General features: G+C 66.4%; 28 protein-coding genes. 19 read left to right on the forward strand and 9 right to left on the reverse strand.

What is annotated here, in order from left to right; all coding sequences use genetic code 11:
- The first annotated feature begins 3 nt into the window (after positions 1-3).
- Positions 4-315, forward strand: coding sequence for an NGG1p interacting factor NIF3 (locus ACJA3S_RS05175; RefSeq protein ID WP_406821051.1), 312 nt, complete (start codon positions 4-6; stop codon positions 313-315).
- 103 nt (positions 316-418) lie between these two features.
- Here the strand turns inward: ACJA3S_RS05175 and tatC are convergent, their stop codons facing one another.
- From tatC to tatA, 3 genes are read right to left on the reverse strand one after another with little or no spacing between them, the layout of a single operon-like run.
- Positions 419-1180 carry a twin-arginine translocase subunit TatC gene (gene tatC / locus ACJA3S_RS05180; RefSeq protein WP_170028481.1) on the reverse strand — a complete coding sequence of 254 codons (762 nt, stop codon included), beginning with the start codon at positions 1178-1180 and terminating at the stop codon, positions 419-421.
- Positions 1180-1467, reverse strand: coding sequence for a Sec-independent protein translocase protein TatB (gene tatB, locus ACJA3S_RS05185; protein WP_406821052.1), 288 nt, complete (start codon positions 1465-1467; stop codon positions 1180-1182). Before tatB ends, tatC begins: the two co-directional genes overlap by 1 nt.
- A complete protein-coding gene (gene tatA, locus ACJA3S_RS05190) occupies positions 1467-1700 on the reverse strand; it encodes a twin-arginine translocase TatA/TatE family subunit (protein ID WP_406821053.1) in 234 nt (77 codons plus the stop codon). Before tatA ends, tatB begins: the two co-directional genes overlap by 1 nt.
- A 144-nt stretch (positions 1701-1844) precedes the next feature.
- Between tatA and gspK the strand changes: the two genes are divergently transcribed.
- Entirely contained in the window at positions 1845-2810 is a 966-nt protein-coding gene (gene gspK, locus ACJA3S_RS05195; RefSeq protein ID WP_406821054.1) for a type II secretion system minor pseudopilin GspK, read from the forward strand.
- Between the two features lie 139 nt (positions 2811-2949).
- Here gspK and ACJA3S_RS05200 read toward each other — a convergent pair whose 3' ends face one another.
- Entirely contained in the window at positions 2950-4995 is a 2046-nt protein-coding gene (locus ACJA3S_RS05200) for a PhoX family protein (RefSeq protein ID WP_406821055.1), read from the reverse strand.
- Between the two features lie 224 nt (positions 4996-5219).
- Between ACJA3S_RS05200 and ACJA3S_RS05205 the strand changes: the two genes are divergently transcribed.
- The 12 genes from ACJA3S_RS05205 to ACJA3S_RS05260 are packed head-to-tail and all read left to right on the forward strand — an operon-like array spanning position 5220 to position 15743.
- Positions 5220-6860, forward strand: a complete 1641-nt coding sequence (locus tag ACJA3S_RS05205; protein WP_406821056.1) for a lipoprotein UxpA — start codon at positions 5220-5222, stop codon at positions 6858-6860.
- Complete coding sequence (locus ACJA3S_RS05210) at positions 6860-7282, forward strand: pilus assembly protein PilZ (RefSeq protein ID WP_406821057.1); 423 nt, start codon at positions 6860-6862, stop codon at positions 7280-7282. Before ACJA3S_RS05205 ends, ACJA3S_RS05210 begins: the two co-directional genes overlap by 1 nt.
- Positions 7283-7285: 3 nt before the next feature.
- Positions 7286-9055 (forward strand): type II secretion system secretin GspD, encoded by a 1770-nt coding sequence (gspD, locus tag ACJA3S_RS05215; protein WP_406821058.1) that lies wholly within the window; start codon positions 7286-7288, stop codon positions 9053-9055.
- Positions 9055-10503 (forward strand): GspE/PulE family protein, encoded by a 1449-nt coding sequence (locus tag ACJA3S_RS05220; RefSeq protein ID WP_406822208.1) that lies wholly within the window; start codon positions 9055-9057, stop codon positions 10501-10503. The genes gspD and ACJA3S_RS05220 overlap by 1 nt, the downstream gene beginning before the upstream one ends.
- A 2-nt stretch (positions 10504-10505) precedes the next feature.
- On the forward strand, positions 10506-11708 hold the full coding sequence (gene gspF, locus ACJA3S_RS05225) for a type II secretion system inner membrane protein GspF (protein WP_406821059.1): 1203 nt from the start codon (positions 10506-10508) through the stop codon (positions 11706-11708).
- A gap of 17 nt (positions 11709-11725) precedes the next feature.
- Positions 11726-12160: a type II secretion system major pseudopilin GspG gene (gspG, locus tag ACJA3S_RS05230; protein WP_170028490.1), complete on the forward strand. Its 435-nt coding sequence runs from the start codon at positions 11726-11728 to the stop codon at positions 12158-12160.
- Between the two features lie 3 nt (positions 12161-12163).
- A complete protein-coding gene (gene gspH / locus ACJA3S_RS05235) occupies positions 12164-12601 on the forward strand; it encodes a type II secretion system minor pseudopilin GspH (RefSeq protein ID WP_406821060.1) in 438 nt (145 codons plus the stop codon).
- Positions 12598-12966 carry a type II secretion system protein GspI gene (locus ACJA3S_RS05240; protein WP_406821061.1) on the forward strand — a complete coding sequence of 123 codons (369 nt, stop codon included), beginning with the start codon at positions 12598-12600 and terminating at the stop codon, positions 12964-12966. The genes gspH and ACJA3S_RS05240 overlap by 4 nt, the downstream gene beginning before the upstream one ends.
- Positions 12963-13631, forward strand: a complete 669-nt coding sequence (locus ACJA3S_RS05245; protein WP_406821062.1) for a type II secretion system protein — start codon at positions 12963-12965, stop codon at positions 13629-13631. The genes ACJA3S_RS05240 and ACJA3S_RS05245 overlap by 4 nt, the downstream gene beginning before the upstream one ends.
- Positions 13628-14704 (forward strand): type II secretion system protein GspL, encoded by a 1077-nt coding sequence (gene gspL / locus ACJA3S_RS05250; protein ID WP_406821063.1) that lies wholly within the window; start codon positions 13628-13630, stop codon positions 14702-14704. Before ACJA3S_RS05245 ends, gspL begins: the two co-directional genes overlap by 4 nt.
- The gene (gspM, locus tag ACJA3S_RS05255; protein ID WP_406821064.1) at positions 14701-15087 is read left to right on the forward strand and encodes a type II secretion system protein GspM; all 387 of its coding nucleotides are present in this window, start codon (positions 14701-14703) and stop codon (positions 15085-15087) included. The genes gspL and gspM overlap by 4 nt, the downstream gene beginning before the upstream one ends.
- Complete coding sequence (locus ACJA3S_RS05260) at positions 15084-15743, forward strand: hypothetical protein (RefSeq protein WP_406821065.1); 660 nt, start codon at positions 15084-15086, stop codon at positions 15741-15743. Before gspM ends, ACJA3S_RS05260 begins: the two co-directional genes overlap by 4 nt.
- A 64-nt stretch (positions 15744-15807) precedes the next feature.
- Here ACJA3S_RS05260 and ACJA3S_RS05265 read toward each other — a convergent pair whose 3' ends face one another.
- Together ACJA3S_RS05265 and ACJA3S_RS05270 are read right to left on the reverse strand one after the other, a co-directional pair.
- Positions 15808-16362, reverse strand: a complete 555-nt coding sequence (locus ACJA3S_RS05265; RefSeq protein WP_406821066.1) for a murein L,D-transpeptidase family protein — start codon at positions 16360-16362, stop codon at positions 15808-15810.
- Between the two features lie 22 nt (positions 16363-16384).
- Complete coding sequence (locus tag ACJA3S_RS05270) at positions 16385-16936, reverse strand: NUDIX hydrolase (protein ID WP_186686053.1); 552 nt, start codon at positions 16934-16936, stop codon at positions 16385-16387.
- Positions 16937-17061: 125 nt separating this feature from the next.
- Here ACJA3S_RS05270 and ACJA3S_RS05275 point away from each other — a divergent pair, with 125 nt between their 5' ends.
- The 5 genes from ACJA3S_RS05275 (at position 17062) to purT (ending at position 20351) form a co-directional block, all read left to right on the forward strand.
- Entirely contained in the window at positions 17062-17661 is a 600-nt protein-coding gene (locus ACJA3S_RS05275) for a CoA pyrophosphatase (protein ID WP_406821067.1), read from the forward strand.
- A 43-nt stretch (positions 17662-17704) separates the two neighbouring features.
- Positions 17705-18229: a gamma carbonic anhydrase family protein gene (locus ACJA3S_RS05280; RefSeq protein WP_406821068.1), complete on the forward strand. Its 525-nt coding sequence runs from the start codon at positions 17705-17707 to the stop codon at positions 18227-18229.
- Positions 18222-18422, forward strand: a complete 201-nt coding sequence (locus ACJA3S_RS05285) for a DUF1289 domain-containing protein (protein ID WP_186686049.1) — start codon at positions 18222-18224, stop codon at positions 18420-18422. The genes ACJA3S_RS05280 and ACJA3S_RS05285 overlap by 8 nt, the downstream gene beginning before the upstream one ends.
- A 203-nt stretch (positions 18423-18625) precedes the next feature.
- The gene (locus tag ACJA3S_RS05290) at positions 18626-19093 is read left to right on the forward strand and encodes a VUT family protein (protein WP_170028502.1); all 468 of its coding nucleotides are present in this window, start codon (positions 18626-18628) and stop codon (positions 19091-19093) included.
- Positions 19094-19169: 76 nt separating this feature from the next.
- A complete protein-coding gene (gene purT / locus ACJA3S_RS05295) occupies positions 19170-20351 on the forward strand; it encodes a formate-dependent phosphoribosylglycinamide formyltransferase (RefSeq protein WP_406821069.1) in 1182 nt (393 codons plus the stop codon).
- 137 nt (positions 20352-20488) lie between these two features.
- Here purT and ACJA3S_RS05300 read toward each other — a convergent pair whose 3' ends face one another.
- The 3 genes from ACJA3S_RS05300 to ACJA3S_RS05310 all read right to left on the reverse strand — a co-directional run bounded on the left by ACJA3S_RS05300 (position 20489) and on the right by ACJA3S_RS05310 (position 24085).
- The gene (locus ACJA3S_RS05300; RefSeq protein WP_406821070.1) at positions 20489-21790 is read right to left on the reverse strand and encodes an MFS transporter; all 1302 of its coding nucleotides are present in this window, start codon (positions 21788-21790) and stop codon (positions 20489-20491) included.
- A 276-nt stretch (positions 21791-22066) separates the two neighbouring features.
- Complete coding sequence (locus tag ACJA3S_RS05305; protein WP_406821071.1) at positions 22067-23266, reverse strand: transporter associated domain-containing protein; 1200 nt, start codon at positions 23264-23266, stop codon at positions 22067-22069.
- A 9-nt stretch (positions 23267-23275) separates the two neighbouring features.
- Positions 23276-24085, reverse strand: coding sequence for an inner membrane protein YpjD (locus ACJA3S_RS05310; RefSeq protein ID WP_406821072.1), 810 nt, complete (start codon positions 24083-24085; stop codon positions 23276-23278).
- Positions 24086-24284: the final 199 nt, after the last annotated feature.

The raw sequence follows: 24284 nt of genomic DNA on the forward strand, positions 1-24284 counted from the left end.
GGCGTGTACAAGCTCGCCTTCTTCGTCCCCGCCAGCCACGTCGAAGTGGTCAAGGCTGCTGTGTTCGCCGCAGGTGGCGGGCGCATCGGCGACTATGACCACTGTGCCTGGCAGACCCTGGGCCAGGGCCAGTTCCGCCCGTTGGACGGCAGCCAGCCGTACCTCGGGCAAACCGGTCAGGTCGAGGTGGTGGAGGAGTGGAAGGTGGAGCTGGTGGTGGCCGACGAGCTGATTGCCCTGGTCGTCGCTGCGCTCAGGCAGAGCCACCCGTACGAGACGCCAGCCTACGAGGTCTGGCGGCTCGCCGAGTTCTAGATCGCATCAAGGCCGTTCGCGGGCAAGCCCGCTCCCACAGGGATATCACGGGTTCTGAAGACTGTGATATCCCTGTGGGAGCGGGCTTGCCCGCGCAAGGGCCCTACAGTTCAGTCACACTCTCCTTGCCTGGCTCAGGCCGCTGCAACCAGGCACAAGCCAGCAACCCCACCTCGAACAGCAGCCACATCGGCACCGCCAGCATCGTCTGCGAAAACACATCCGGCGGCGTCAGGATCATCCCCACCACAAAGCAGCCGACGATCACGTAGGGCCTGCTACGGCGCAACGTGGCCACATCGGCCAACCCCACCCAGACCACGATGAAGGTCGCCACCGGGATCTCGAACGCCAGCCCGAACGCCAGGAACAGCGCCAGGATGAAGTCCAGGTACTGGCTGATGTCGGTCATCATCGCTACGCCTTCGGGCGTCACGCTGGCAAAGAAGCCGAACATCATCGGGAACACCAGGAAGAACGCGAAGGCCATGCCGGCATAGAACAGCACGATACTCGACACCAGCAACGGCAGGGCAATGCGCCGTTCGCGGCGATACAGCCCGGGTGCCATGAAACCCCAGGCCTGGTGCAGCAACAGCGGCATGGCAACGAACAGCGCGCACATCGCGGTCAGCTTGAACGGCGTCAGAAACGGCGAGGTGACACTGGTGGCAATCATGCTGGCGCCTTCCGGCAGAAAGCGCCGCAGCGGTTCGGAAACCAGGGTGTATAGCGTCTGGGCGAAGGGGAACAGGCCGGCGAACAGCAGCGCGACCAGCCCCAGGCAGCGCACCAGGCGTTTGCGCAGGTCGCGCAGGTGCTCGGTCAGCGGCATGCCGGCAAGCGGTTCCGTGGCCATGCTCATCAGGCATTCTCCCTGGGCTGCGTTACCGTGGTCGCGCCTTGGCTGGGGGCCGAACTCAGGCGCACGCCTTGGCGAATTTCCTGTTCCAGGCGCTGCAACGGGGCGTGGTCGAAGCCAGGCAGTTCGATCTCCCGTTCCACCTGCGTGCGCAAGGCCTGCATGGCCCGGCGCGCCTGGCCCAGGCCACGCCCGAGCGTGCGTGCCGCCTGCGGCAGGCGCTCTGGGCCCAGCACCAACAATGCGACGATGCCGACCAGCAGCAGCTCGCTGAAGCCTACCTCGAACATCAGGCCTGGCGTTCCGCTTGTTGCTGCTTTGCCGCCTGGCCAGTCAGCGGGCATTGCTGCTGCACCTGCGGGTGGCCTGCGACGTTGGCGCCATTGTCGCCGCCCATGGACTTGCGAAAGCCCTGGATCGCTTCGCCGACGTCGCTGCCCAGGCCCTTGAGGCGCTTGGTACCAAACAGCAGGAATACGATCAGCAGTACGATTACCAGTTGCCAGATTCCAATGCTACCCATTGCGACCACTCCTGTAAGGCCATGAAAAGGAAGGGCAATCGTGCCTTGTGTAGATGACGGGCACATGACGGATGGTGGCTGCCATCTCGCTGCAACACCCAAGGTGTTGACTGGCGTTTTCATTCGCGGGTGAGGTGCGCACGGATGGGTGGCAGACGACAGCAGGGGGCGGCCCTGCTGATGGTGATGGTGGTGCTGGCGATGTTGGCGGCGGGCATGGCCTGGCTGGTGGAAGATGGCCGGCGTCAGGTGGATGAGGTGCGCCTGTTGCATCAACGGGTGCAGGCACGGGCCATGGAACAGGCCGGCCTGGCCTATGCCGAGCAGGCCCTGCTTGATCCCGCCTGGCGGCTCAGCCCGTTGTTCTGGCAGGCCTTGCGCGGGCAGCCATTGAACTATGACTTTGGTGCCGGCCAGGCACAGCTGCAGGTGCGCGACCAGCACACCTGCTTCAATGTCAACGCGCTGCTCGGGGCGGATGGTGAGCGCGCCGAACGCCAGTTGCGCTACCTGCTGGGCGATGACATGGCGGCCGAACGCCTGGTCGATGCCTTGGCCGACTGGCTCGATGCGGATAGCGATGCCCGCCTGCTGGGCGCCGAGAGCGGCCAGTACCTGCGCCAGCAACCCGCGCGGTTGGCGGCCAACCAACCGATGCTGGACACCAGCGAGCTGAACCTGTTGCTGGAGCCGGATGCCAGCCGTGAGGGGCGCTACCCGATGCTGTGCGCCTTGCCGCAGACCACGGGCTGGCGGCTGAATGCCAATGCCCTGGGGTTGCAGCATCTGCCTTTGCTGGAGGCGCTGTACGAAGGGCGTTATCCGCGTTCGCTGCTCAGCCGCATCATCAGCGGCCGACCGGCGTCTGGCTATGCGGATGCGGCGGCGCTGCGCCAGGCACTGGGGGCGGTGGATGACGAAACCTTCGAGCGGCTGAGCGAAGGGCTGCTGCTGAACAGCGGGTATTTCCTGTTGCAGCTGTCGTTCGCCGAGGAAGGGCGGGTGATACGCAGCGAGTTCCAGGTGGAGGCGCTGGGTGTGGTGCAATGGCATGCCCGGGTGCCGGCACAGCAGGTGCGGGTGCGTAGCCGCGAGCCGATTGTCTGGTGATATTCGCCGGGCTCTTCGCGGGTAAACCCGCTCCCACAGGGAACGCACAGTTTTTGAACCCTGTGCAGTACCTGTGGGAGCGGGTTCACCCGCGAAGAGGCCGGTACAGCCAGCACAAGGCTGACTGACCGGCGCCCTTTCAGGCGGTGCCGATCTCGCCGCCATCGATACGCTGGATCACCACCGTCGCCGCTCGCGGCCTTACCGTGGTCCCCGCCGGGGTGGCATCGGTGGCCTTGTCGGTATACGGCCAGTTGTCCGGGTGCTGGATGTTGACGAACAGCGTCTTGTTGTCGGGGGTGAAGGTAATCCCGGTCACCTCGCAACCATTCGGGCCGACGAAGAAGCGGCGCAGGTCCACCTGGTTCTGCGCATTCACCGGCACCTGCTTGCCGCTGGCATCGACCAGGTTGGTCGGGATCACTGCCAACAGCTGGTCGTTGGTGTAGTCGGTCACCGTGCTCTCGCCGTTGTCGGTCTCGAACCACAGCACGCCACGGCTATCGAAGCTCATGCCGTCAGGGCTGGCGAACTGGTTCAGTTCGGTCAGGCCCGAGCGGTTGATGTCGGCGCTGCCGGCCGCGTTGGCGCCGAACACGAAGATGTCCCAGGTGAAGCTCAGCTGGTCGTCGCTGTCGTGCCAGCGAATGATATGGCCGTGACGGTTCGGGCCGCGCGGGTTGGCAGCATCGACCTTGTCCGGGGTGCGTGCGCTGTTGTTGGTCAGGGTCAGGTACACGTCGCCGTTCAGCGGGTTGACCGTGGTCCATTCCGGGCGGTCCATCGGCGTTGCGCCTACGGCATCGGCGGCACCGCGGGTGTTGAGGATGATCCCCGGCAGGTCGCCATACAGGGCGCCCAGGGTACTGCCGGCAGTGGTCGTGGTGGCGACGTCCAGCAGCAGCCATACCCCGCTGCCATCGGCATTGAAGCGCGCCACGTAGAGCTTGCCCTGGTCGAGGTACTTGGCGCCGGTGGCCAGGCGGTCGGCCGGGTTGGCGTCGGCGGCATCCCACACGGCGTCGGACACCCACTTGTACAGGTACTCGTTGTTCGAATCGTCACCCATGTACCACACCAGCGGCTTGCCGGCGACCGCCAGGCCCGGCGCGCAGCCCTCGTGACGGAAACGGCCCAGCGCGGTGCGCTTGGTGGCCAGGGTGGCGCTGTTGTACGGGTCGATCTCGACGATGTAGCCGTAGGTGCTGGCTTCGTTGCGATAGTCGTCGGTGGCGCTGGCAGCTTTGATGGTGACGTCGAAACGGGCGAATTCGTCGGCTACCTCGCTGCTGTCACCCGCCGCGGTTTCCCATTTGTACTGGCCGTTGGAAGTGCTCACGCCAATACGGCGCTGGTCTTCTGGGCGGGTACCTTTGTTGACGAAAATGCCTGGCCAGTTCTCTTCACAGGTCAGGTAGGTGCCCCACGGGGTGTAGCCGTTGCCGCAGTTGTTGTTGGTGCCGCGGCAGTGGGTGCCGTCCGGCGAATACTTGGTCTTCACGTGATCGGTGCCGCGCAGGGGGCCGGTGATTTCCATGCGCGAGGCCGTGGTGAAGCGGCGGTTGAGCGGGTCGTTGTCGACCACCTGCCAGCGCCCGCTGACCTTCTGCAGGCGCACTACGCCGGCGCCGTGGGCGTTGATTTCCTTGCGCACTTCCTCGGCCGGGCGTTTGCCGTTGATATCGGTGGTCGGGCCGGCCGGGTGCAGGGCGGCGGTGTCGATGTACTCGAAGTTGATTGCCAGCAGGCCGTCTTCCGAGCTGCCGTTGATAGGGAAGAAGTGCATGCCGTCGTGGTGCATGCCCATGGCGTTGGCCTGGTCGGTCGAGGTATTGCTGCCGTCGGCCTTCCACGGGTTGCCGTTGCTGTTGATCGGCGTGCCCCAGGGCGCCAGCACGTAGGCGCTGTAGCCAGCGGCAACCACGCAGGCATCGGTGCGCGAGCCGGGGATGGACTGGAAGCCCAACGCCAGTTCTGGCACTTCCGGCTCGGTGACCGGATCATCATGATCCGAACCGCCACTGTCGAAGCAGCCTGTCAGGCCGGTACCGGCAATCATGGCGATGGCAGCGCCCAGGCTGCCGCGCATCACGCTGCGACGGCTCAGGTAGGCGTCCATGACGCGGGCCATCGGCAGGTTGCCGCTGTGGTTCCGGTCCAGGTTGTCGCCGGTATCTCGACTCATCAGGGTGTCCTTATGTTGGCTGAGTTGGAGGAAACCGCGACTTTAGTGGGCAAATATGATGATTCATTGGCAGAAATGTGAACGCGCCTTTAAAACACCGGGCGCTTAAAAACAGGATCGACAGATCAGTTTGGAATGGTTGTCGGATTTCTGCCATCAAACTGTAATGCCAACGCCGCAACATCCGGTGCCCTGAATGAACATGGAAAAGGATGGCGGGTTCGATGGCAAGCAGTATGCACAGGCGCGAAGTGATCGGCTGGATGGGTGTCGGTGCCTTGGCGCCGTTGCTCGGCGCCTGCTCCGCCTTTCCTGGGCAACCGCGCGGTGATGCCAGCCTCGACCTGCTGTACGTGGCCGATACCCTCGATGCCCGCCAGCCTGGCCTGGCGGTGGTGCCGGCCACGCGCCTGGGGCCGGTCAGCCATCTGGGCCGCGCGCCATGGATGACCGGCAGCAACGCCAGCGTCGCCCACCCGCAACTGGCGTCACTGCTCGACGCCGGCCAGGCGGCGTCTGCCCAGCTGGGCGGCTATGCAGTGCTGGCGGCGTTGCTGGAGCAGTTGCGCGGCGAGGCCGGGGCGGGCAACAGCCTGACCCTGGAGAATGGCCAGGGTTGGAATGGCAGTGGCCTGGCCTACCTGACCCAGGGCGAAAGCGGCGTGCAGGGCAGCCAGCTGCTGGGAATCGAAGCGCGGGTCAGCAGCGACGAGCGCGTGCTGTGGCCACAACGTTGCCCAGGCCTGTATCGCCAGGCTGGCGCCATCACCCTGGGGGCCGGGCTGGCTGAAGGGCAACGCCAGGCCCTGGGCCTGGACAACTTGCATATCTTCGAGCGGGGTGGGGCACGGGTCGCCGTGGTCGGTGTCACCGACCCCTACGCCCAGGACCAGAAAGCGTCGCTCAAGCAGTGGTACCAGGCGCTCCAGCCGGTGTTCGAGCAGGCCCGGCGCGACGCCGACCTGGTGGTGGCCCTGGCCGATGCGGGCACTGGCCCCGGGCTGTGGCTGGCCGAGCGGGTAGCGCAGATCGACGTGCTGCTATCTGCCCGTGGCCAGGACTTGTGGCCGGCACCGGTTGAGGTGACCCAGGCCAGCGGCCGCCGGGTACCGGTGCTGTTCGCCGGTTGCCGGGGTAGCGGCGCCTTCCGTCTGCGCTGTCGGCGGGTGGCCGGGGCGTGGCAGTTCGACGGGCGTTTCTTCCCGGCCTTTGAACACCAGCTGGCCGCCGCGGCGCAGCTGCGTGTCGCGCCATTGCAAGCCGAACTGCGGCAACAGCGCGCCGGCCATGCGGCCTGGCTCGATCAACCGTTGGCCCGCGCGCCCCAGGCCCTGTGGCGCCGCGATACTCGGGGCGGCAGCTGGGACCGCCTGCTGCATCAGGCCCTGGCTGGCGACAGCGACATGCCGGTGCTGCTGCCTGGCCTGCGTTATGACTACCCGCTGCCAGCAGGGGCGGCCATTACCCGCGAACACTTGATCAGCCTCACCGGTGGCTACCCGGCCCCGGTGGTCGAAGCGCCAGCGCGGCAGGTCGAGCAGGTGCTGGAGAACGCTGCAGAGCAACTGTTCGGCGATCCGTTGCTGCTGGACAACAGCCAGGACCTGCCGCGCTGGCAGGGCCAGCCCTGGCGGGTCAGCTACAGCCCGCAAGGCAAGCGCATCAGCGACCTGGCACCGCTACCGGGCCTGTGCCGCACCTTCGGCCTGCAATTCCAGGCCCAGGCGGGTGAGCCCCTGTGGCAACGCGTTGAGGCCTGGCTCGCCCGCCAGCCTGCGGACTGGCAATTGGCGCCGCTGCAATTGCCCGAAGTGCGCTACGTACAGGGGCACCCGGGTTGGCACCCACGGCAGTTGGCCTCGTGATGCTCATCTCGCGCCTGCTCACTGGCGCTGGCCTGACCTTGGCCGGCTGGCTGGCCGCCCAGTGCGTGCTGCAACTGAGCCGCCAGCCGCAACCAGCGACTGCACCCGGCATGGCCGACACGCCGCTGCCCGGGTTGATGGTCGGCCATTGGCAGCAGCCCGTCGACGACGGCGCCATTGCCCTTACCCGTCTGCCGCTGCACTACCTCGGCGGCCTCAAGGCCCAGCCGTTGGCCGCCAGCGTGGTAGTGCTGCGCTATGGCGAGCAGGTGCGCACCCTGGCCCGTGGCCAGCGCCTGGCACCCGGGATCGTGCTGCAGGACATCGACAGCGATGGCCTGATTTTCAACAACCAGGGGCGGCGTGAACGCCTGCCCTGGCCGCCACGCCCCGTCGTGGCCGGCTTCAAGCGGCAAGGATGAACGATGCCTGTCAGATATTGCCTAGCGGCCGCCTTGAGCCTGGCCTTGTCCATGGGCCTGCCCGCCGCCAATGCCGAAGAGCCGGTATTCGACGACAACGGTACGCCCCTGTATGAGGTGAACTTCGTCGACACCGATCTGGGCGAGTTCATCGACAGCGTGTCGCGCATTACCGGCACCACCTTCATCGTCGACCCCCGGGTCAAAGGCAAGGTCACCGTGCGCACCGTCGACATGCACGACGCCGATGCGATCTACGACATCTTCCTGGCGCAGCTGCGTGCCCAGGGCTATGCCGCTGTCGACCTGCCCAACGGCAGCGTGAAGATCGTCCCCGACCAGGCGGCGCGCCTGGAACCGGTGCCGGTGGAGCCGGCCGGGCAGCAGGGGCAGGGCAGCGACAGCGTGGCTACCCGGGTTTTCAATGTGCGCAATGCTGCCAGCGAACAAGTGCTCGGCATTCTCAAGCCGCTGATCGATCCACGGGTGGGCGTGATCACCCCTTACCCCGCAGCGCAGCAACTGGTGGTGACCGACTGGCGCAGCAACCTGGATCGTATCGCCAGCTTGCTGCAGCACCTCGACCGCCCAGGCGAAGTGGCGGACAACACCGGCACCCAGGTGATCTACCTGCGCCACGCCAGTGCCAGCGAAGTGGTCAAGGTGCTGCGCGGCCTCAGCCAGGAGGGCATGGTGGCGGCGGAAGGCGCTGCTGGAGCCGAGGCCAAGGACCGGCCGGTGATGGCTGCCGGTGGTGGCAGTGCTATCCGCCTGGAGTACGAGGAAGGCACCAACGCCGTGGTCATGGTTGGCCCCGACAGCGAGCTGGCGGCCTACCGCAGCATCGTCGAGCAACTGGACATCCGCCGCGCCCAGGTGGTGGTGGAGGCGATCATCGCCGAGGTCTCCGACAGCAGTGCCCAGGAGCTGGGCGTGCAGTGGCTGTTCGCCGATGAGAAGTTCGGTGCTGGCATCGTCAATTTCGGCAGCAACGGGGTCAACATCGCCAGTATCGCCGGGGCGGCCGCCAGCGGTGACAGCGAGGCGCTGGGCGAGCTGCTGTCGTCGACCAGCGGCGCCACGGCCGGCATCGGCCATTTCGGCGGCGGCTTCAACTTTGCCATGCTGGTCAATGCGCTGAAGGGCAAAAGTGGCTTCAACCTGCTGTCCACGCCCACCCTGCTGACCCTGGACAATGCCGAAGCGTCGATCCTGGTCGGCCAGGAAGTGCCCTTCGTCACCGGTTCGGTGACCCAGAACAACGCCAACCCGTACCAGACCATCGAGCGCAAGGAAGTTGGGGTGAAGCTGCGCATCAAGCCGCAGATCAACATCGACAACAGCGTGCGCCTGGACATCGTCCAGGAAGTGTCGTCGATCGCCGACTCCAGCGCGGCCAGCGACGTGATCACCAACAAGCGCGAGATCAAGACCAAGGTGATGGTCGAGGACAACGGCCTGGTCATTCTCGGCGGCCTGATCTCCGACGAGCTGAGCACCAGCAACCAGCGTGTGCCGCTGCTGGGCGACATCCCGTACCTGGGCCGGCTGTTCCGCTCCGATGCCAGCAAGAACACCAAGCAGAACCTGATGGTGTTCATTCGCCCGCGTATCCTGCGTGACGAGCCGAGCCTGGCCGGGCTCAGCGAGGGCAAGTACCGCACCTTGCAGCAGACCACGCCGCTGCAACTGCCGGACCTGGCAGCCGGCAGCCCGCAGTTGCTGCAGGTGTTCCCTGCCAGCCGCGCGCGCCTGGAAGGCGGTGACTGGTGATGCTGCCATATCGCCAGGCGCGCCAGAGCGGGGTAGCCATGGCCCCGGCCGAGCAAGGCTGGCAATTGTGGCTGCGGCCCGACGCCGACAGTGCGCAACTGCAGGAACTGTTGCGCGTGCATGGCCAGCCCAGCCTGCTCGAATACCTGGAGCCCGCGCTGTTCGACGAGCGCCTGGGCCAGCTGTACCAGGCAGGCGCCAACGCCACCGAGGCACTGATCGAAGGCATTGGCGAGCAGGTGGACCTGGATAGCCTGATGAACGAGATGCCGCGCATCGAGGACTTGCTGGAAAGCGACGACGAGGCCCCGGTGATCCGCCTGATCAACGGCCTGTTCGGCCAGGCCCTGCGCCTGCGTGCCTCGGATATCCACATCGAAACCTTCGAGCAGAGCCTGGTGGTGCGCCTGCGGGTCGATGGCTACCTGCGCGAGGTGTTGCGCCCACCGCGTGCCCTGTCAGCCATGCTGGTGTCGCGGATCAAGGTGATGGCGCGCCTGGACATCGCCGAAAAGCGCCAGCCCCAGGATGGCCGGATCACCTTGCGTGCGGCCGGGCGCGAAGTGGACGTGCGGGTCTCGACCCTGCCTGGCATCCATGGCGAACGGGTGGTGATGCGCGTCCTCGACAAGCAGGCCAGCCTGCTGGCGCTGGGCAACCTGGGCATGCCGCCGGCGGTACTGCAGGGCCTGCGTGGCTGCCTGGCGCGGCCCAACGGCATCGTCCTGTCCACCGGCCCGACCGGTTCCGGCAAGACCACCACCCTGTACGCCAGCCTCAACAGCCTCAACGATGGCAGCCGCAATATCCTCACCGTCGAGGACCCGGTGGAGTACGCCATTGCCGGCATCGGCCAGACTGCCATCAACCCGCGCGCCGGGTTGACCTTCGCCAGCGGCCTGCGCGCGATCCTGCGCCAGGACCCGGACGTGATCATGCTCGGCGAAATCCGCGACCAGGAAACCGCGCAGATCGCCGTTCAGGCCAGCCTCACCGGCCACCTGGTGCTGTCCACCCTGCACACCAACAGTGCGCTGGGCGCGGTGACCCGCCTGCGCGACATGGGCATCGAACCGTTCCTGATCGCCTCGTGCCTGCGTGGTGTACTGGCCCAGCGCCTGGTGCGGCGCCTGTGCAGTTGCGCCGTGGCGCACCCGCTGCAGGCGGCTGAACGTGAGCTGTGGCCCGAGCTGGCGGCACTCGGCAGCAGTTACCACGCGGTGGGCTGCGAGCAGTGCCAGGGCAGCGGTTACCGCGGGCGCCTGGGCCTGTACGAATTCATCGAGCTGGACCCCGGGCTGGTCGGCCTGTTGTACGACGGCGCCAGCGAACTGGCCATGCACGACTACCTGGCCGAACGCCGGCAGAGCCTGGTGGCGATGGCCAGCGAGTGCCTGGCGCGTGGCGAGACCAGCCTGGCCGAAGTGCTGCGCGTGGTGCAGGGCTGAGCATGCCGACCTACCGCTACCAGGCCGTCGACCTCGCCGGCAAGACCCGCAAGGCCAGCCTGCAAGCCGACAGCGAACGCCACGCGCGCCAGTTGTTGCGCGAGCAGGGGCTGTTCGCCCGCCAGTTGCAGCGCCACGAGGCCGGTGCCCGGCAACCCCGGCGCCAGCGCCTGAGCCGCGGCCAGCTGTGCGAACTGACTCGTCAGCTGGCCACCCTGACCGGTGCCGGCATCCCCCTGGTCGACGCCCTGGCCACCCTTGAACGTCAATTGCGCCAGCCCGCCCTGCACAGTGTGCTGGTGGCCTTGCGCGGCTCGCTTGCCGAAGGCCTGGGCCTGGCCCGCAGCCTGGCGCGCCAAGGCGCACCGTTCAGCGGCCTGTACTGCGCGCTGGTCGAGGCCGGCGAGCGCTCCGGGCGCCTGGCCCAGGTCCTGGCCCGCCTGGCCGATCACCTGGAACAGGTACAACGGCAACAGCACAAGGCGCGCACTGCGCTGATCTACCCCACGGTGCTGATGGGCGTGTCGCTGGCGGTGGTCATCGGCCTGATGACCTTCGTCGTGCCCAAGCTCACCGAGCAATTCGCCCATGCCGGGCAGAGCCTGCCGCTGATCACCTCGCTGTTGATCGGCCTGAGCCAAGGGTTGGTCCAGGCCGGGCCTTGGCTATTGGGGCTGGCCGTGGTGCTCGCGGCGCTCGGTGGCTGGTTGCTGCGCAAGCCGCAATGGTGCCTGCGCCGCGATCAGCTGCTGTTGCGCCTGCCACGTATCGGCAACCTGCTGCAGGTGCTGGAAAGCGCGCGCCTGGCACGCAGCCTGGCCATTCTCACTGGCAGCGGCGTGGCCCTGCTCGAAGCCCTGCACGTGGCCACCGAAACCGTCGGCAACCGGCGTATCCGCCAGGCCATGGAACAGGTGCGCCTGCAGGTGCAGGGCGGTACCAGCCTGCACCGCGCGCTGGATGCCAGCCAGCAGTTCCCGCCACTGCTGGTGAACATGGTCGGCAGTGGCGAGGCCAGCGGCACCCTGGCCGACATGCTCGAGCGGGTGGCCGACGACCAGGAGCGCGGCTTCGCCCGCCAGGTCGACACCGCCATGGCGCTGTTCGAACCCCTGATGATCCTGGTGATGGGCGCCGTGGTGCTGTTCATCGTGCTGGCCGTGCTGCTACCGATCATGCAACTCAACCAGGGCCTGCAACTGTGAACGCAAGGAGTATTGCCATGCAGCATCGACGCCACCGCCAGCGCGGTTTCACCCTCATGGAAATCATGGTGGTGATCTTCATCATCGGCCTGCTCATCGCCGTGGTCGCGCCCAGCGTGCTCGGCAACCAGGACAAGGCCATGAAACAGAAAGTCATGGCCGACCTGGCCACCCTGGAGCAGGCGCTGGACATGTACCGCCTGGACAACCTGCGCTTTCCCAGTAACGAGCAGGGCCTGGCCGCGCTGGTGAAAAAGCCGGCCCAGGAACCGCTGCCGCGGGCCTGGCGCAGTGACGGCTACGTGCGCCGCCTGCCTGAAGACCCCTGGGGCACCCCGTATCAGTACCGCATGCCCGGCGAGCACGGCCGGGTCGATGTGTACTCGCTGGGCGCCGACGGCCTGCCGGGAGGCGAAGGCCAGGATGCCGACCTGGGCAACTGGGAGCTGTAACCCGTGCGTCGGCAGCGGGGTTTCAGCCTCATCGAGTTGCTGGTGGTGCTGGCCATCGCCGGGCTGATGACCGGGCTGGCGGTGGCCAGTCTCGGCAACGGCCAGGCCGCGGTCGACCAGGCCTTGCAGCGGCTGGCGGCAGAGGCCCGCAGCCAGGCCGTGCTGGCCCGGCACGCCGGGCAACTGCGCGGCCTGCGCTGGAACGGCCAGCGCCCGGAGTTCGTGCGCCGCCAGGGCGATGCCTGGGCGCTCGAGACGGTGGCCCTGGGCGACTGGCCCAAAGGCCTGCATCCGGATTGGCCAGCCAGCTCGCAACCTCAGCTGCTGTTCACCCCGCACGGCTGGGCACAGCCGGGCAGCGTGCACTGGCGCTGGGCCGATGGTAGCCAACGCTGGGCCTGGAGCCGTGATGGCCGCTTGCGCATAGCGGTGGCGCCATGAAGCGGCATCAACGCGGTTTCACCTTGCTCGAGGTTACCGTGGCCCTGGCGATCGCTGCCGTGCTGGCGGTAATCACCAGCCAGGTGTTGCGCCAGCGCCTGGCCGTGCAGGGCAACCTGCAGCAACACCGCCTCGGCCTGCTGTGCGCGCGCGAGTTGCAAACCCGCTTTGCCGTCGAGCAGTACTGGCCTGCCAACAACCAGGTGAGCGGTGAGCTGAGCCAGGGTGGCCAGGCGTGCCACTGGCAGTTGCAGCTGCGCCGCACTGGCGTGCGTGACTTGCGTCGCGGGGAACTACTGCTGTTCGCCGATCGCGACCAGCGCCTGCCGCTGGGCCAGTACACCGTATTCCTGGAGCGCCCATGAGCCGGCCGCCAATTTCAAAGGCGTGCCTGCCCCCTGTAGCAGCGGGGGACACCGGTCACCCGGGCGGCAAACCGGTAAAGCGCCGCCAGGCTGGCCTGACCCTGATCGAGCTGATGGTCGCCCTGGCCCTGACCGCCGTGCTCGGCATTCTGCTCGCCGCCCTGGTCAATGGCTGGCTCAAGGTGCGCGAACGCTTGCAGGACACCACCCAGGAAACCTCGGTACTGGAATTTTGCCTGGCCTTGGAACGGCGCTTCGACAGCCCGGTGATGCGCCGCATCTACGAGCAGCGCCTGCCCCTGGCCAGCCGCTGGCTCGACTGGCAGCCAGCCAGCAACCAGCTGCTGTGGGTCGCCACTACCGGCCTGCCGCCCGCCGAAGGTGGCTCGCGCCTGCAACGCCAGCGCCTGCGCTTCGAGGCCCGCGAGCAGCGCCTGCTGCTGGAAAGCTCGGCCGACCTGTACGCCGCTGCCGCGCCGCGCTGGCTCGAGCGTGAACGGCTCGAGCGGGTCAGCGCCCTGAATGTTCTGTATTACCAGGGCGGCCGCTGGCTGGCCTGGCCTTCTGACCAACCCGCGCACCCCGGCCGTGGCGTGCGCCTGGAATTGCAGCGTGACGGAGCCCCCTATGTCTGCACCTTCGCGCTCCCGTGGGGGCGCTCATGAACGTTGAATGGCGGCGGCGTACACCAGCCCGGCCCTGGTTGTTGCTGCGACCGGGTGCAACCTGGCACTGGGCGCTGGTCGATGGCGGCCGTGTGCAAAGCCAGGGGCAGGGCCAGCCGCCGCTGAACCTGCAGGCGCGTGTCGCACTGATTCTGCCTGCCGAAGCCTGCAGCCATTTCCGCGTGCCGGCACCACCGGGGCTCAAACGAGAGGAATGGCCACTGTTGCTCGAAGATCGCTTGCTGCAGGCCGCGGACGAAGTGACCTGTGCCTGCCTGGCGCGTGGGCCCGGTTACCTTCGCTTGCTGGTGGTGGCGCGCCAGCAACTGGACAGCTGGCACCGGCAGTGTGCCGAGTGGGGTTTGCCAGTGCAGCGTTGCTGGGCGGAGCTGCAGCTACTGCCGACACCCGAGGCCGGCACTGCCTGGCATTGGCAGCGCTCAGCCGATCTGCGCTTGTGCAAAGGGCTGGAAGAAGATGGCCAGGAGCATTGGCTGGCCTGGCCGGATGCATTGGGTGATGCGCCTCGCCAACCGTGGGCGGGGCTGCACAGGGTGCCGCTGAGCGGTGACTGGCCAACGGCGTTGCCGCCGCTCGATAAACTGCCCGGCCTGTTCGAGCATGCCCGCAACAGGCGTGCGCTGGCGACGGTATCCCGGCCGCAGCAACGCCTGCTGGCCGCCTGCCTGGCATTGGCTGTGGCCTGGGCTGGGCTGTGGATGACCCAGCAATGGCGCCAGGCGCAACTCTGGCGCAGCCAGGTCATTGCCGTGACCGGTGCCCAGGCCAGCCCGCGTCACGCCGCGCAGGCGCTCAAGCGGCTGCGCGAAGGTGAGTTGCAACAGCAACTGCGCATGCGCCAGCTCGACGACCTGCAAGCGGCATTGCAGGCCTGGCTGCGTGACCACCCCGGCTGGCACCTGGGCGCGGTGCGCTTCGATGGCCAGCGTTGGCAGGTGCGCCTGGTCGGTGAGGGCAGTGCACCGCCATGGCAGGACATGGCCACCGCTGCCGGTGCGACTGTTCAGGTTCAAGCTGACCAGGTGCTGTTCGACCTGGGAGCGGCCTCATGAACCGGGACTGGATACAGCGTCATCGTTTCACCTTCGCCGGGGCACTGATTGCCCTGTTGCTGGCCGTGCTGGCCCTGCGCGCCGGCCTGGCGCAATGGCGCGAACTCAGCCAGTGGCGCGGGCTGGCCGAACAAGCCGCCAGCCTGCACGGCGGCCCGGGGTTGAACCTGGAACGGCTACGCCAGTCAGCCCAGGCCCGGCGCATCGAACTGGCCGAAGTCGATGCGCAAGGTGAGGTCTGGCAGTTGCGTGGCCAGGTACCCGACGAGCTTCTGTTGCAGGGCTGGCTGCACAGCCTGCGGGCCGAAGGCGCGCAGCTACGGCAATGGGGGCTGGAACGCGACGGCAAGGGGCTGCGCTTCGAGCTGGTGGTGCAGCCATGAGCCGAACAAGTGCGGCGTGGGTGCTGCTGGTTTTTGTCCTCACGCTATTGCTGGAGCTGCCGGCCAGCTGGGTGGCGCATGTATTCAAGCTGCCCCTGCGCGAGGCCAGTGGCAGCCTCTGGCAAGGCCAGGCACAGCAGCTGGGGCCGCTCGGGCCGCTGCGCTGGGCGCTACAGCCGTGGCGCTTGCAGGCGAGCGCGCAGGTTGGCTGGCAGGGCCAGGCCTGGCAACTGCGTGCTGAAGGCTGGCCCTGGCAGTGGCAGCTGACGGCGACGGCCCTGGGGCCGCAGTTGACGCCAACGACGGATTACCGCCTGGCTGGGCAATGGCAGGGTGGATTGCGGGTCGAGGGCGCTGGGCGCCGATGCCAGGGCAGCGACGGCCGCCTGCAGGTGACCGACCTCGCCTTGAGCGAGCCGTGGTCGCTGGGCCTGGGGCAGGGCTGGCTGGAAATCGACTGCGGCAACGGCTGGCACCTGCGCGGGCAACTGGCACAACAGGGGCAGCATCACCTGACAATGGACGCAGACCTGCCTGGGCGCCGGGCCCGGTTGGTGTACGAATTGCAGCCCGAAGCGGCGTTGACACCTTTATTGCGTGGGGCGCAGTGGCTCGGGCCGCAGGCGCTGGCAGGGCAGCGGGAGTTTCGCTGGTAGGGGCACCTGGAGAGCGCCGAGCCCCTCTACAGGCTGCTGCAAGCCGCTGATATCGCCGCTCATATCAAGGGCGGATCTCGATCAGCGTGCCATCGCGCACCAGGTCCCAGACTTCCTGCATGTCGCGGTTACGCATGGCAATGCAGCCATCGGTCCAGTCCAGGGTGTGGAAGTACCACTCCGGGTATTCGTCGTTGATCGGCGTGCCATGAATCATGATCATGCTGCCGGCACTCACCCCTTCACGGCTCGCGCGGGCGGCATCGCTGACGTTCGGGTAGTTGATGTGGATGGCCAGGTTGAAGCGGTCGCTTTGCTTGCGCCAGTCCAGCCAGTAAAGGCCCTCGGGGGTTTTCTTGTCACCCTCGCGTTCCTTGGGGCCCTTGGGCTGCTTGCCCAGGGAGATGCGGTAGGTTTTCAGGGGTTCGCCACGGCTGATCAATTGCAGGCGCCGCTCGGACTTGATCACCAGCACCTTGTCGATCAGCGGCTGCATGGCCTGTTGCGAAGGCGACTGAGTTTGCGCTGCCGGCTGGGGTTTGCGGATGATCGTCTCGGTGAACGCCGCCTGGGACACCGAGGTAACGCAAAGGCAGAAAAGGGCAAGCAACCAGCGCATGTAACGGTTTCCCTGAAGGCTTCTAGGTAGTGGTCGAGACATGCATCGGCGGCAGGTATTCATGGCCTATGGGGTACTGCTGCCCAATGCGGTCGCGATAGTAGCATTCTAGTGTGCGTGTGACAGTGCGGAAAGCCAGCTCGCCCCACGGTATCTCGTGTTCCTCGAACAGCCGCACCTCCAGGCTTTCCACACCGATAGCGAAATCAAGGTCCGCCAGCTCGGCGCGGAAGAACACATGCACCTGGTTGATGTGCGGCAGGTCGAACAGCTGGTACAGGGTCATGCTGCCGAGGCGGGCGCAGGCTTCCTCGACGGTTTCACGACGGGCGGCCTGGTCGAGGGTTTCGCCATTTTCCATGAACCCGGCAGGCAGGGTCCAGAAGCCCCGGCGCGGCTCGATGGCGCGCCGGCACAGCAATACCTGGCTGCCCCAGGTCGGCAGTACGCCGGCGACGATATTGGGGTTCTGGTAGTGGATGGTCTGGCAGGATTCGCAGACATACCGCAAGCGGCTGTCGCCTGCAGGAATCCGCTGGGTGACCAGCTGGCCGCACGTGCTGCAGAATTTCATGTCGGTTCCCTTTTTGCTCTGGCTTATCTTGGCGCGACGGCCGGGCCGCCGCAAGCGCACGGGGCTTGGGTGCTGCGCGGCTTTGGTGCATCATGCAAGGCAGGCCTTGAACATGAGTGTGCGCGATGCTGGACGAGCTACTTCGCCGAATGAGCAACCACCAACCCGCCTCGATGGAAACCGACCGGCGGTTCCCTGAAGCGGCGGTCCTCTTGCCCATTACCCGTAGCGAAGCGCCCGAGCTGGTCCTCACCCTGCGTGCCCAGGGCTTGTCCACACATGGCGGTGAAGTGGCCTTTCCCGGCGGCCGCCGCGACCCGGAAGACCCGGACCTGGTGTTCACCGCATTGCGCGAGGCCGAAGAGGAAATCGGCCTGCCGCCTGGCCTGGTGGAAGTGATCGGCCCGCTCAGCCCGCTGATTTCGCTGCATGGCCTGAAAGTAACGCCATTCGTCGGGCTTATTCCGGATTTTGTCGAATACCGCGCCAATGATGCCGAGATCGCAGCAGTATTCACCGTGCCGCTGGAATTCTTCCGCCAGGACCCGCGCGACCATACCCACCGTATCGATTACCAGGGGCGCAGCTGGTACGTGCCCAGCTATCGCTACGGCGAATACAAGATCTGGGGTTTGTCGGCGATCATGATCGTCGAACTGGTCAACCTGCTGTTCGATGCCGGCATCAGCCTGCACCAGCCACCTGAGCGTTACATCGAAAACTGAGCGGGGCCTACCCCGCCGTCTGCGTCCAGCCTGAGGAGCAAGCATGAAATACCGCCTGGGCGACCTGCGGGTCGAGAGCCACCCCACCAGTTGGGCCGCACCCACTGCCACCCTGATCGGCAAGGTACGCCTGCAGGCCAATGCCAGCGTGTGGTTTGGCGCGGTGTTGCGCGGCGACAACGAGCTGATCGACATTGGCGAGGGCAGCAACGTGCAGGATGGCACGGTGATGCACACCGACATGGGCTCGCCGCTGACCCTGGGCAAGGGCGTGACCATCGGCCACAACGCCATGCTGCATGGCTGCACGGTGGGCGACTACAGCCTGGTGGGCATCAACGCGGTCATCCTCAACGGCGCGCGGATCGGCAAGCACTGCATCATTGGCGCCAATGCGCTGATTGCCGAGGGCAAGGAGATTCCCGACGGCTCCCTGGTGATGGGCTCGCCGGGCAAGGTCGTGCGCGAGCTGACCGAGCAGCAGAAGCGCATGCTCGAAGCCAGTGCCGCTCATTACGTGGCCAATGCCCAGCGTTATGCGCGGGAGTTGGTGGTAGACGATGAGTGATGCCGTGGAACGGCCGGTGGCCTCGCCGTGCGTGAGCATTTGTGCGCTGGACGAGCAGGATATCTGCACCGGTTGCCAGCGCAGCGTGGCGGAAATCAGCCGCTGGGGGCGGATGGACAATGACGAGCGTCGTGCGGTGCTGAAGCTGTGTCATGAACGGGCGAAAGAGGCCGGCCTGGTGTTCCACAACTGAATGCCCTGCAGGCTGGCGTCGCTTGTAGGAGCGGCCTTGCGTCGCGATGGGCTGCGAAGCAGCCCCAATTTCGGTGCAGACGCTAACGTTGCTGGGGCTGCTTTCGCAGCCCATCGCGACGCAAGGCCGCTCCTACACGGAGTACCGTTGCCTGCTCGGGCAGCCAGCGGTAATCTGTGCGGCTTGCCCACAGACCACTCGCCATGTTCTATCTGCTTGCCTACATCAGCAGCGTAGTGCTGATCAACTACGCCTTCTCCAGCGCGCCGCACCTGGACATCATCTGGTCTGCCTGGGGCGGCCTGGTGTTCATCCTGCGCGACATGGTGCAGACCCGCTTCGGCCACGGCGCGCTGGTCGCCATGCTGGTGGCGCTGGTGTTGTCCTATGTCACCTCGGAGCCGGCCATTGCGCTGGCCAGCGCCACCGCATTCTTCATCTCCGAGCTGATCGACTGGCTGGTATTCAGCATCACCCGCCGGCCATTGCGCGATCGCCTGTGGCTGAGCTCGGCGTTGAGCATCCCGGTGGACACGTTCATCTTCTTCGGCATGATCGGTGCCCTGGCCCCGGCCGTGATCGGCACGGCCATGGCCTCGAAGTTCGCCGGGGTCACCGCCGTGTGGCTGGCCATGGCATTTCGCGCGCGGCGCGCTGCCGCCGTCGGTTGATGGTGTAGAATAGCGGTCCTTTTTCAGCGGGCGGCGCCAAGCCTGGTGCGGCCCCGGACGCCTTCGAGGACCTGAAATGACCCGTATCGGAACCCCCTTGTCGCCCACCGCGACCCGTGTACTGCTGTGCGGCTGTGGCGAACTGGGCAAGGAAGTGGTGATCGAGCTGCAGCGCCTGGGCGTCGAAGTGATCGCCGTCGACCGCTACGCCAATGCCCCGGCGATGCAGGTGGCGCACCGCAGCCACGTGGTCAACATGCTCGATGGCGTTGCCCTGCGCGCCGTGATCGAGGCCGAGAAGCCGCACTACATCGTTCCCGAAATCGAAGCCATCGCCACCGCCACCCTGGTCGAGCTGGAAAACGAAGGTTTCAACGTGGTGCCGACGGCCCGCGCCACCCAGCTGACCATGAACCGCGAAGGCATCCGCCGCCTGGCCGCCGAGGAGCTGGACCTGCCGACCTCGCCGTACCACTTCGCCGACACCTATGAAGACTATGCCAAGGCCGTGGCCGACGTCGGTTACCCGTGCGTGGTCAAGCCGGTGATGAGTTCGTCGGGCAAGGGCCAGAGCCTGTTGCGCAGCGATGCCGACCTGCAGCCGTCGTGGGCCTACGCCCAGGAGGGCGGCCGCGCCGGCAAGGGCCGGGTGATCGTCGAAGGCTTCATCGACTTCGAATACGAGATTACCCTGCTGACCGTGCGCCACGTGGGCGGCACCACCTTCCTCGAGCCGGTCGGCCATCGTCAGGAAAAAGGCGACTACCAGGAGTCGTGGCAGCCGCAGGCCATGAGCCCGAAAGCGCTGGCCGAGTCGCAGCGGGTGGCCAAGGCGGTCACCGATGCCCTGGGCGGCCGCGGCCTGTTCGGCGTGGAGCTGTTCGTGAAGGGCGACCAGGTGTGGTTCAGCGAAGTGTCACCACGCCCGCATGACACTGGCCTGGTCACCCTGATTTCCCAGGACCTCTCGCAGTTTGCCCTGCATGCCCGGGCGATTCTTGGCCTGCCGATTCCGGCCGTGCGCCAGTTCGGCCCGTCGGCCTCGGCGGTGATCCTGCCGCAAGGCCAGTCGCAGCAGACCAGCTTCGCCAACCTGGGCGCAGCGCTGAGCGAGCCGGATACCGCCATTCGCCTGTTCGGCAAGCCGGAAATCAACGGGACTCGGCGCATGGGCGTGTGCCTGGCGCGGGACGAGTCGGTCGAGTTGGCGCGGGCCAAGGCGACCCGTGCTGCGCAGGCGGTCAAGGTCGAGTTCTGATCCAGACCGCATGGGGCCGCTTTGCGGCCCTTTCGCGACACAAGGCCGCTCCAGGCAATCGCGCAAGCTGAATCGGGTGCGATCTCCTGCAGGCGCGGCCTTGTGGCGCGATAGGGCTGCAAAGCAGCCCCAATCATTCAAAGCGCAGTATTGCGGGTCTCTTTCAGGCACAGCACCGCAAGCAGGCTGATCACCGCGGCCGCCGACACATAGCCACCGACCCAGCTCAAGCCACCCATGCTCACCAGTTTCTGGGCAAAGAACGGTGCCGCCGAAGCCCCGACGATCCCACCCAGGTTATACCCGGCCGACGCCCCGGTGTAACGCACATGGGTCGGGAACAGTTCCGGCAGCAATGCCCCCATCGGCGCAAAGGTCACGCCCATCAGGAACAATTCGATGGCCAGGAACAGCGCCACGCCTGCGGTCGACCCCGAGGTCAGCAGCGGTTCCATGGTAAAGCCCGAGAGCACCGCCAGCAGGCCGCCGACGACCAGCACCGGCTTGCGTCCGTAACGGTCGCTGAGCCAGGCCGACAGGGGTGTGGCCAGGGCCATGAACACCACTGCGAAGCACAGCAGGCCGAGGAACGTTTCGCGGCTGTAGCCCAGCGTCGTCACGCCGTAGCTCAGCGAGAACACCGTCGAGATGTAGAACAGTGCGTAGCACACCACCATGGCCGCCGCGCCCAGCAGGGTAGGCCGCCAGTGTTTGGCAAACAGGTCGACTACTGGCATTTTCACCCGTTCCTGGCGCGCCACTGCCTTGGCGAACACCGGGCTTTCCTCGAGTTTCAGCCGCACATACAGGCCGACCAGCACCAGCGCCGCGCTGAGCAGGAACGGAATGCGCCAGCCCCAGGCACGGAACTGCTCGTCGCTGAGCACCAGCGCCAGGGTCAGGAACAGGCCGTTGGCGGCGAGGAAGCCGATCGACGGCCCCAACTGCGGGAACATGCCGAACCAGGCGCGTTTGCCTTGCGGCGCGTTCTCGGTGGCCAGCAATGCCGCGCCACCCCATTCGCCACCCAGGCCCAGGCCTTGGCCGAAGCGCAACAGGCACAGGATGATTGGCGCCCACACGCCAATGCTGTCATAGCCCGGCAACACACCGATGGCGGTGGTGGACACGCCCATCAGCAACAGTGAGGCGACCAGGGTCGATTTGCGGCCGATGCGGTCGCCAAAATGGCCGAACAGTGCCGAACCCAGCGGGCGCGCCAGGAAAGCGATGCCGAAGGTGAGGAAGGCCGCCAGCATCTGCGCGGTGCCCGACCCGGAAGGGAAGAACACCGGGCCGATCACCAGGGCGGCGGCAGTGGCGTAGACGTAGAAATCATAGAACTCGATGGCGGTGCCGATGAAGCTGGCAGTGGCGACCCGCGCGGGCGAATTGACCGGCGCGGCAGGCGCTTCGGCATAGGTGCTGCTGGTTGTCATTTGGAAGGTCCCTGACAGTCTGATCCGGCTCCATGGGCGCGGCCAACGACGGCGTGCGAAGCGAAAAAGCCAGGCACGGCCATGCGGGCGCCGGAGCGTTTTGTTGTTGTGCGCGCCAGACTGACGATAGCCCAAGGGGGATAGGGGCGGGGGCGGGCACTGTTCGGGGTGTGAAGCAGGACCGCAGGGCGTGTCAGTGAGGCGGACTGGCCGTGGAGCGCCGAATGCGGATAGCAGGCGGGACGGCGAGGCTGGGTAAGCGTGGCCCGAGTATAGCTATCGGGTCACCGTCCATACCAGTACCTTGCTGGCACAATTGTCCTCTGTTTCGAGGATTTCCAGGCGATAGCGGCCGATCTTCAGGCAAACGGCGCTTTCCGGGATGCTTTCCAGCGCTTCGGTGACCAGCCCGTTGAGGGTTTTCGGCCCGCCGTCGCAGGGCAGGTGCCAGCCCAGGGTGCGATTGATTTCGCGCAGCGAAGCGGTGCCGTCGATGACGAAGGTACCATCGGGCTGCGGGTGGACGTGGGGGTTGTCCAGGGTGTGCTCGTCCTCGAATTCGCCAACGATTTCTTCGAGGATGTCTTCCAGGGTGACGATGCCCAGTACTTCTCCGTACTCGTCCACCACCACGCCGAGGCGGCGTTGCTGTTTGTGGAAGTTCAGCAGCTGCATCTGCAGGGGCGTGCTTTCCGGCACGAAATAGGGCTCGTAGCAGGCGCTGTGGAGTTTCTCCAGGGTCAGCTCGGCCTTGGGCAGCAGGTGGCTGATCAGCTTGGTGTTGAGGATCGCTTCAACCTGGTTGATGTCGCTGTGGTACACCGGCAGGCGGGTGTGGCGGCTGACGATCAGTTGCTCGATGATGCGCTCGATCGGATCGTCGAGGTTGATGCCGTCCACTTCGTTGCGTGGCACCAGGATGTCGTTGACGGTGATCTTGTCCAGTGATTGCAGGCCGTCGAGCAGGCCATGGCGCGGCGCTTCGTGCTCGTCGTCCTCATCGAAGTCATCCGCTTCCGGCGGGTGCACGGCCACAGCCGTGGGTTGCACGCGGAATGGGCGCAAGATCAACCTGGCAATGCCATCCAGCAGGCAGGCCAGTGGTTGCAGCAGGGTCAGCGGCACTTTCAGCAGGCTGACACCGAGGCTGAAGAACGCCTGCGGGTTGCGCCGCGCCAGGCGTCGTGGCAGGTACTCGGCGAACACCAGCAGGGTGAGGGTGGCGGCCAGGCCGGCCAGCCAGAAACCGTGCTCGCCACTGTGGCGTTGGCCGATCAGGCAGGCCAGGCCCAGCACCAGCAACTTGCCCAGGCTGGCACACAGCACCAGGGCCTGGGCGGGCAGCGTGGGGCTGTCCTCGCCGGTGCGTGCACCATTGAGCAGCTGGCGGGCGGCATCCACGGCGGTGAACAGTGCCGACCACAACAGCGCCAGTGCCAGGGTGCCGAATAGCGGTGCGTACGGCAGGGTATCCATGGGCGGCCGTCAGATATGCAGGATGAATTCGCGAACCAGCTTGCTGCCGAAATAGGCCAGCATCAGCAGGCAGAAACCGGCCAGCGTCCAGCGGATGGCCTTGTGGCCGCGCCAGCCCAGGCGGGTGCGGCCCCACAGCAGCACGCTGAACACCACCCAGGCGACACAGGCCAGCAAGGTCTTGTGCACCAGGTGCTGGGCGAACAGGTTGTCGAGGAACAGCCAGCCGGAGATCAGCGACAGCGACAGCAGGCACCAGCCGGCCCAGAGGAAGCCGAACAGCAGGCTTTCCATGGTTTGCAGCGGCGGGAAGTTGCGGATCAGCCCGGATGGGTGCTTGTTTTTCAGCTGGCGGTCCTGCAGCAACAGCAGCAGCGCCTGGAACACTGCGATGGTGAACAGGCCGTAGGCCAGGATCGACAGCAGGATATGCGCGAGGATGCCCGGTTCCTCGTTGATCAGCGGCACCGTGCCGGGTGGCGCGAACTGCGCCAGCAGCGCGGTCACCGCGCCCAGCGGGAACAGCAGCACCAGCAGGTTTTCCACCGGTATGCGCAGGCAGGCCAGCAGGGTCAGGGCGATGACTGCCACGGCGATCAGGCTGGCGGCGCTGAAGAAGTCCAGGCTCAGGCCCAGCGGAGTGATCAGCTGGAAGAACAGCGCGCCGCCCTGGGCGAGCACCGCGAAGGCGCCCAGCAGGGCGAGCAGGCGCTTGTCGGCCTTGCGGTTGCGGGCCAGGAACGAGCCCTGGTAGATGGCCGCAGCTATATAGAGGACGGCGGCGATCAGGTTGGGGATGAGGCTGGGTGAGGAGACCATAAGTCCTGGTTGGCGAGCCTTGAAAGAGACGGAGTTTGGCATAGATTCCGTTGATCAAGGAAGACTGAAGGGGGGGGGCAGGCCATTCGCGGGCACGCCCGCTCCCACAGGTATGGCGCAGGCCTGCAAGCAGTGAGGAACCTGTGGGAGCGGGCATGCCCGCGAAGAGGCCGGCACAGCCACCGAATATCTACCAGGC

Origin of the sequence: Pseudomonas sp. KnCO4 (genome assembly GCF_045344305.1) — a bacterium.
Classification (GTDB): Bacteria; Pseudomonadota; Gammaproteobacteria; order Pseudomonadales; family Pseudomonadaceae; genus Aquipseudomonas; species Aquipseudomonas anuradhapurensis.

Bases quoted from the DNA above. Each gene is read 5' to 3' on its own strand.
- purT (WP_406821069.1), top strand. From the start codon at position 19,170: ATGACCCGTATCGGAACCCCCTTGTCGCCCACCGCGACCCGTGTACTG.
- ACJA3S_RS05205 (WP_406821056.1), top strand. From the start codon at position 5,220: ATGGCAAGCAGTATGCACAGGCGCGAAGTGATCGGCTGGATGGGTGTC.
- tatA (WP_406821053.1), bottom strand. From the start codon at position 1,700: ATGGGTAGCATTGGAATCTGGCAACTGGTAATCGTACTGCTGATCGTA.
- ACJA3S_RS05280 (WP_406821068.1), top strand. From the start codon at position 17,705: ATGAAATACCGCCTGGGCGACCTGCGGGTCGAGAGCCACCCCACCAGT.
- ACJA3S_RS05300 (WP_406821070.1), bottom strand. From the start codon at position 21,790: ATGACAACCAGCAGCACCTATGCCGAAGCGCCTGCCGCGCCGGTCAAT.
- ACJA3S_RS05275 (WP_406821067.1), top strand. From the start codon at position 17,062: ATGCTGGACGAGCTACTTCGCCGAATGAGCAACCACCAACCCGCCTCG.
- gspG (WP_170028490.1), top strand. From the start codon at position 11,726: ATGCAGCATCGACGCCACCGCCAGCGCGGTTTCACCCTCATGGAAATC.
- ACJA3S_RS05305 (WP_406821071.1), bottom strand. From the start codon at position 23,266: ATGGATACCCTGCCGTACGCACCGCTATTCGGCACCCTGGCACTGGCG.
- ACJA3S_RS05310 (WP_406821072.1), bottom strand. From the start codon at position 24,085: ATGGTCTCCTCACCCAGCCTCATCCCCAACCTGATCGCCGCCGTCCTC.
- ACJA3S_RS05290 (WP_170028502.1), top strand. From the start codon at position 18,626: ATGTTCTATCTGCTTGCCTACATCAGCAGCGTAGTGCTGATCAACTAC.
- tatC (WP_170028481.1), bottom strand. From the start codon at position 1,180: ATGAGCATGGCCACGGAACCGCTTGCCGGCATGCCGCTGACCGAGCAC.
- ACJA3S_RS05200 (WP_406821055.1), bottom strand. From the start codon at position 4,995: ATGAGTCGAGATACCGGCGACAACCTGGACCGGAACCACAGCGGCAAC.
- gspD (WP_406821058.1), top strand. From the start codon at position 7,286: ATGCCTGTCAGATATTGCCTAGCGGCCGCCTTGAGCCTGGCCTTGTCC.
- gspM (WP_406821064.1), top strand. From the start codon at position 14,701: ATGAACCGGGACTGGATACAGCGTCATCGTTTCACCTTCGCCGGGGCA.
- gspK (WP_406821054.1), top strand. From the start codon at position 1,845: ATGGGTGGCAGACGACAGCAGGGGGCGGCCCTGCTGATGGTGATGGTG.
- ACJA3S_RS05245 (WP_406821062.1), top strand. From the start codon at position 12,963: ATGAGCCGGCCGCCAATTTCAAAGGCGTGCCTGCCCCCTGTAGCAGCG.
- ACJA3S_RS05220 (WP_406822208.1), top strand. From the start codon at position 9,055: ATGCTGCCATATCGCCAGGCGCGCCAGAGCGGGGTAGCCATGGCCCCG.
- ACJA3S_RS05265 (WP_406821066.1), bottom strand. From the start codon at position 16,362: ATGCGCTGGTTGCTTGCCCTTTTCTGCCTTTGCGTTACCTCGGTGTCC.
- tatB (WP_406821052.1), bottom strand. From the start codon at position 1,467: ATGTTCGAGGTAGGCTTCAGCGAGCTGCTGCTGGTCGGCATCGTCGCA.
- ACJA3S_RS05270 (WP_186686053.1), bottom strand. From the start codon at position 16,936: ATGAAATTCTGCAGCACGTGCGGCCAGCTGGTCACCCAGCGGATTCCT.
- ACJA3S_RS05260 (WP_406821065.1), top strand. From the start codon at position 15,084: ATGAGCCGAACAAGTGCGGCGTGGGTGCTGCTGGTTTTTGTCCTCACG.
- ACJA3S_RS05210 (WP_406821057.1), top strand. From the start codon at position 6,860: ATGCTCATCTCGCGCCTGCTCACTGGCGCTGGCCTGACCTTGGCCGGC.
- ACJA3S_RS05240 (WP_406821061.1), top strand. From the start codon at position 12,598: ATGAAGCGGCATCAACGCGGTTTCACCTTGCTCGAGGTTACCGTGGCC.
- ACJA3S_RS05285 (WP_186686049.1), top strand. From the start codon at position 18,222: ATGAGTGATGCCGTGGAACGGCCGGTGGCCTCGCCGTGCGTGAGCATT.
- gspF (WP_406821059.1), top strand. From the start codon at position 10,506: ATGCCGACCTACCGCTACCAGGCCGTCGACCTCGCCGGCAAGACCCGC.
- gspL (WP_406821063.1), top strand. From the start codon at position 13,628: ATGAACGTTGAATGGCGGCGGCGTACACCAGCCCGGCCCTGGTTGTTG.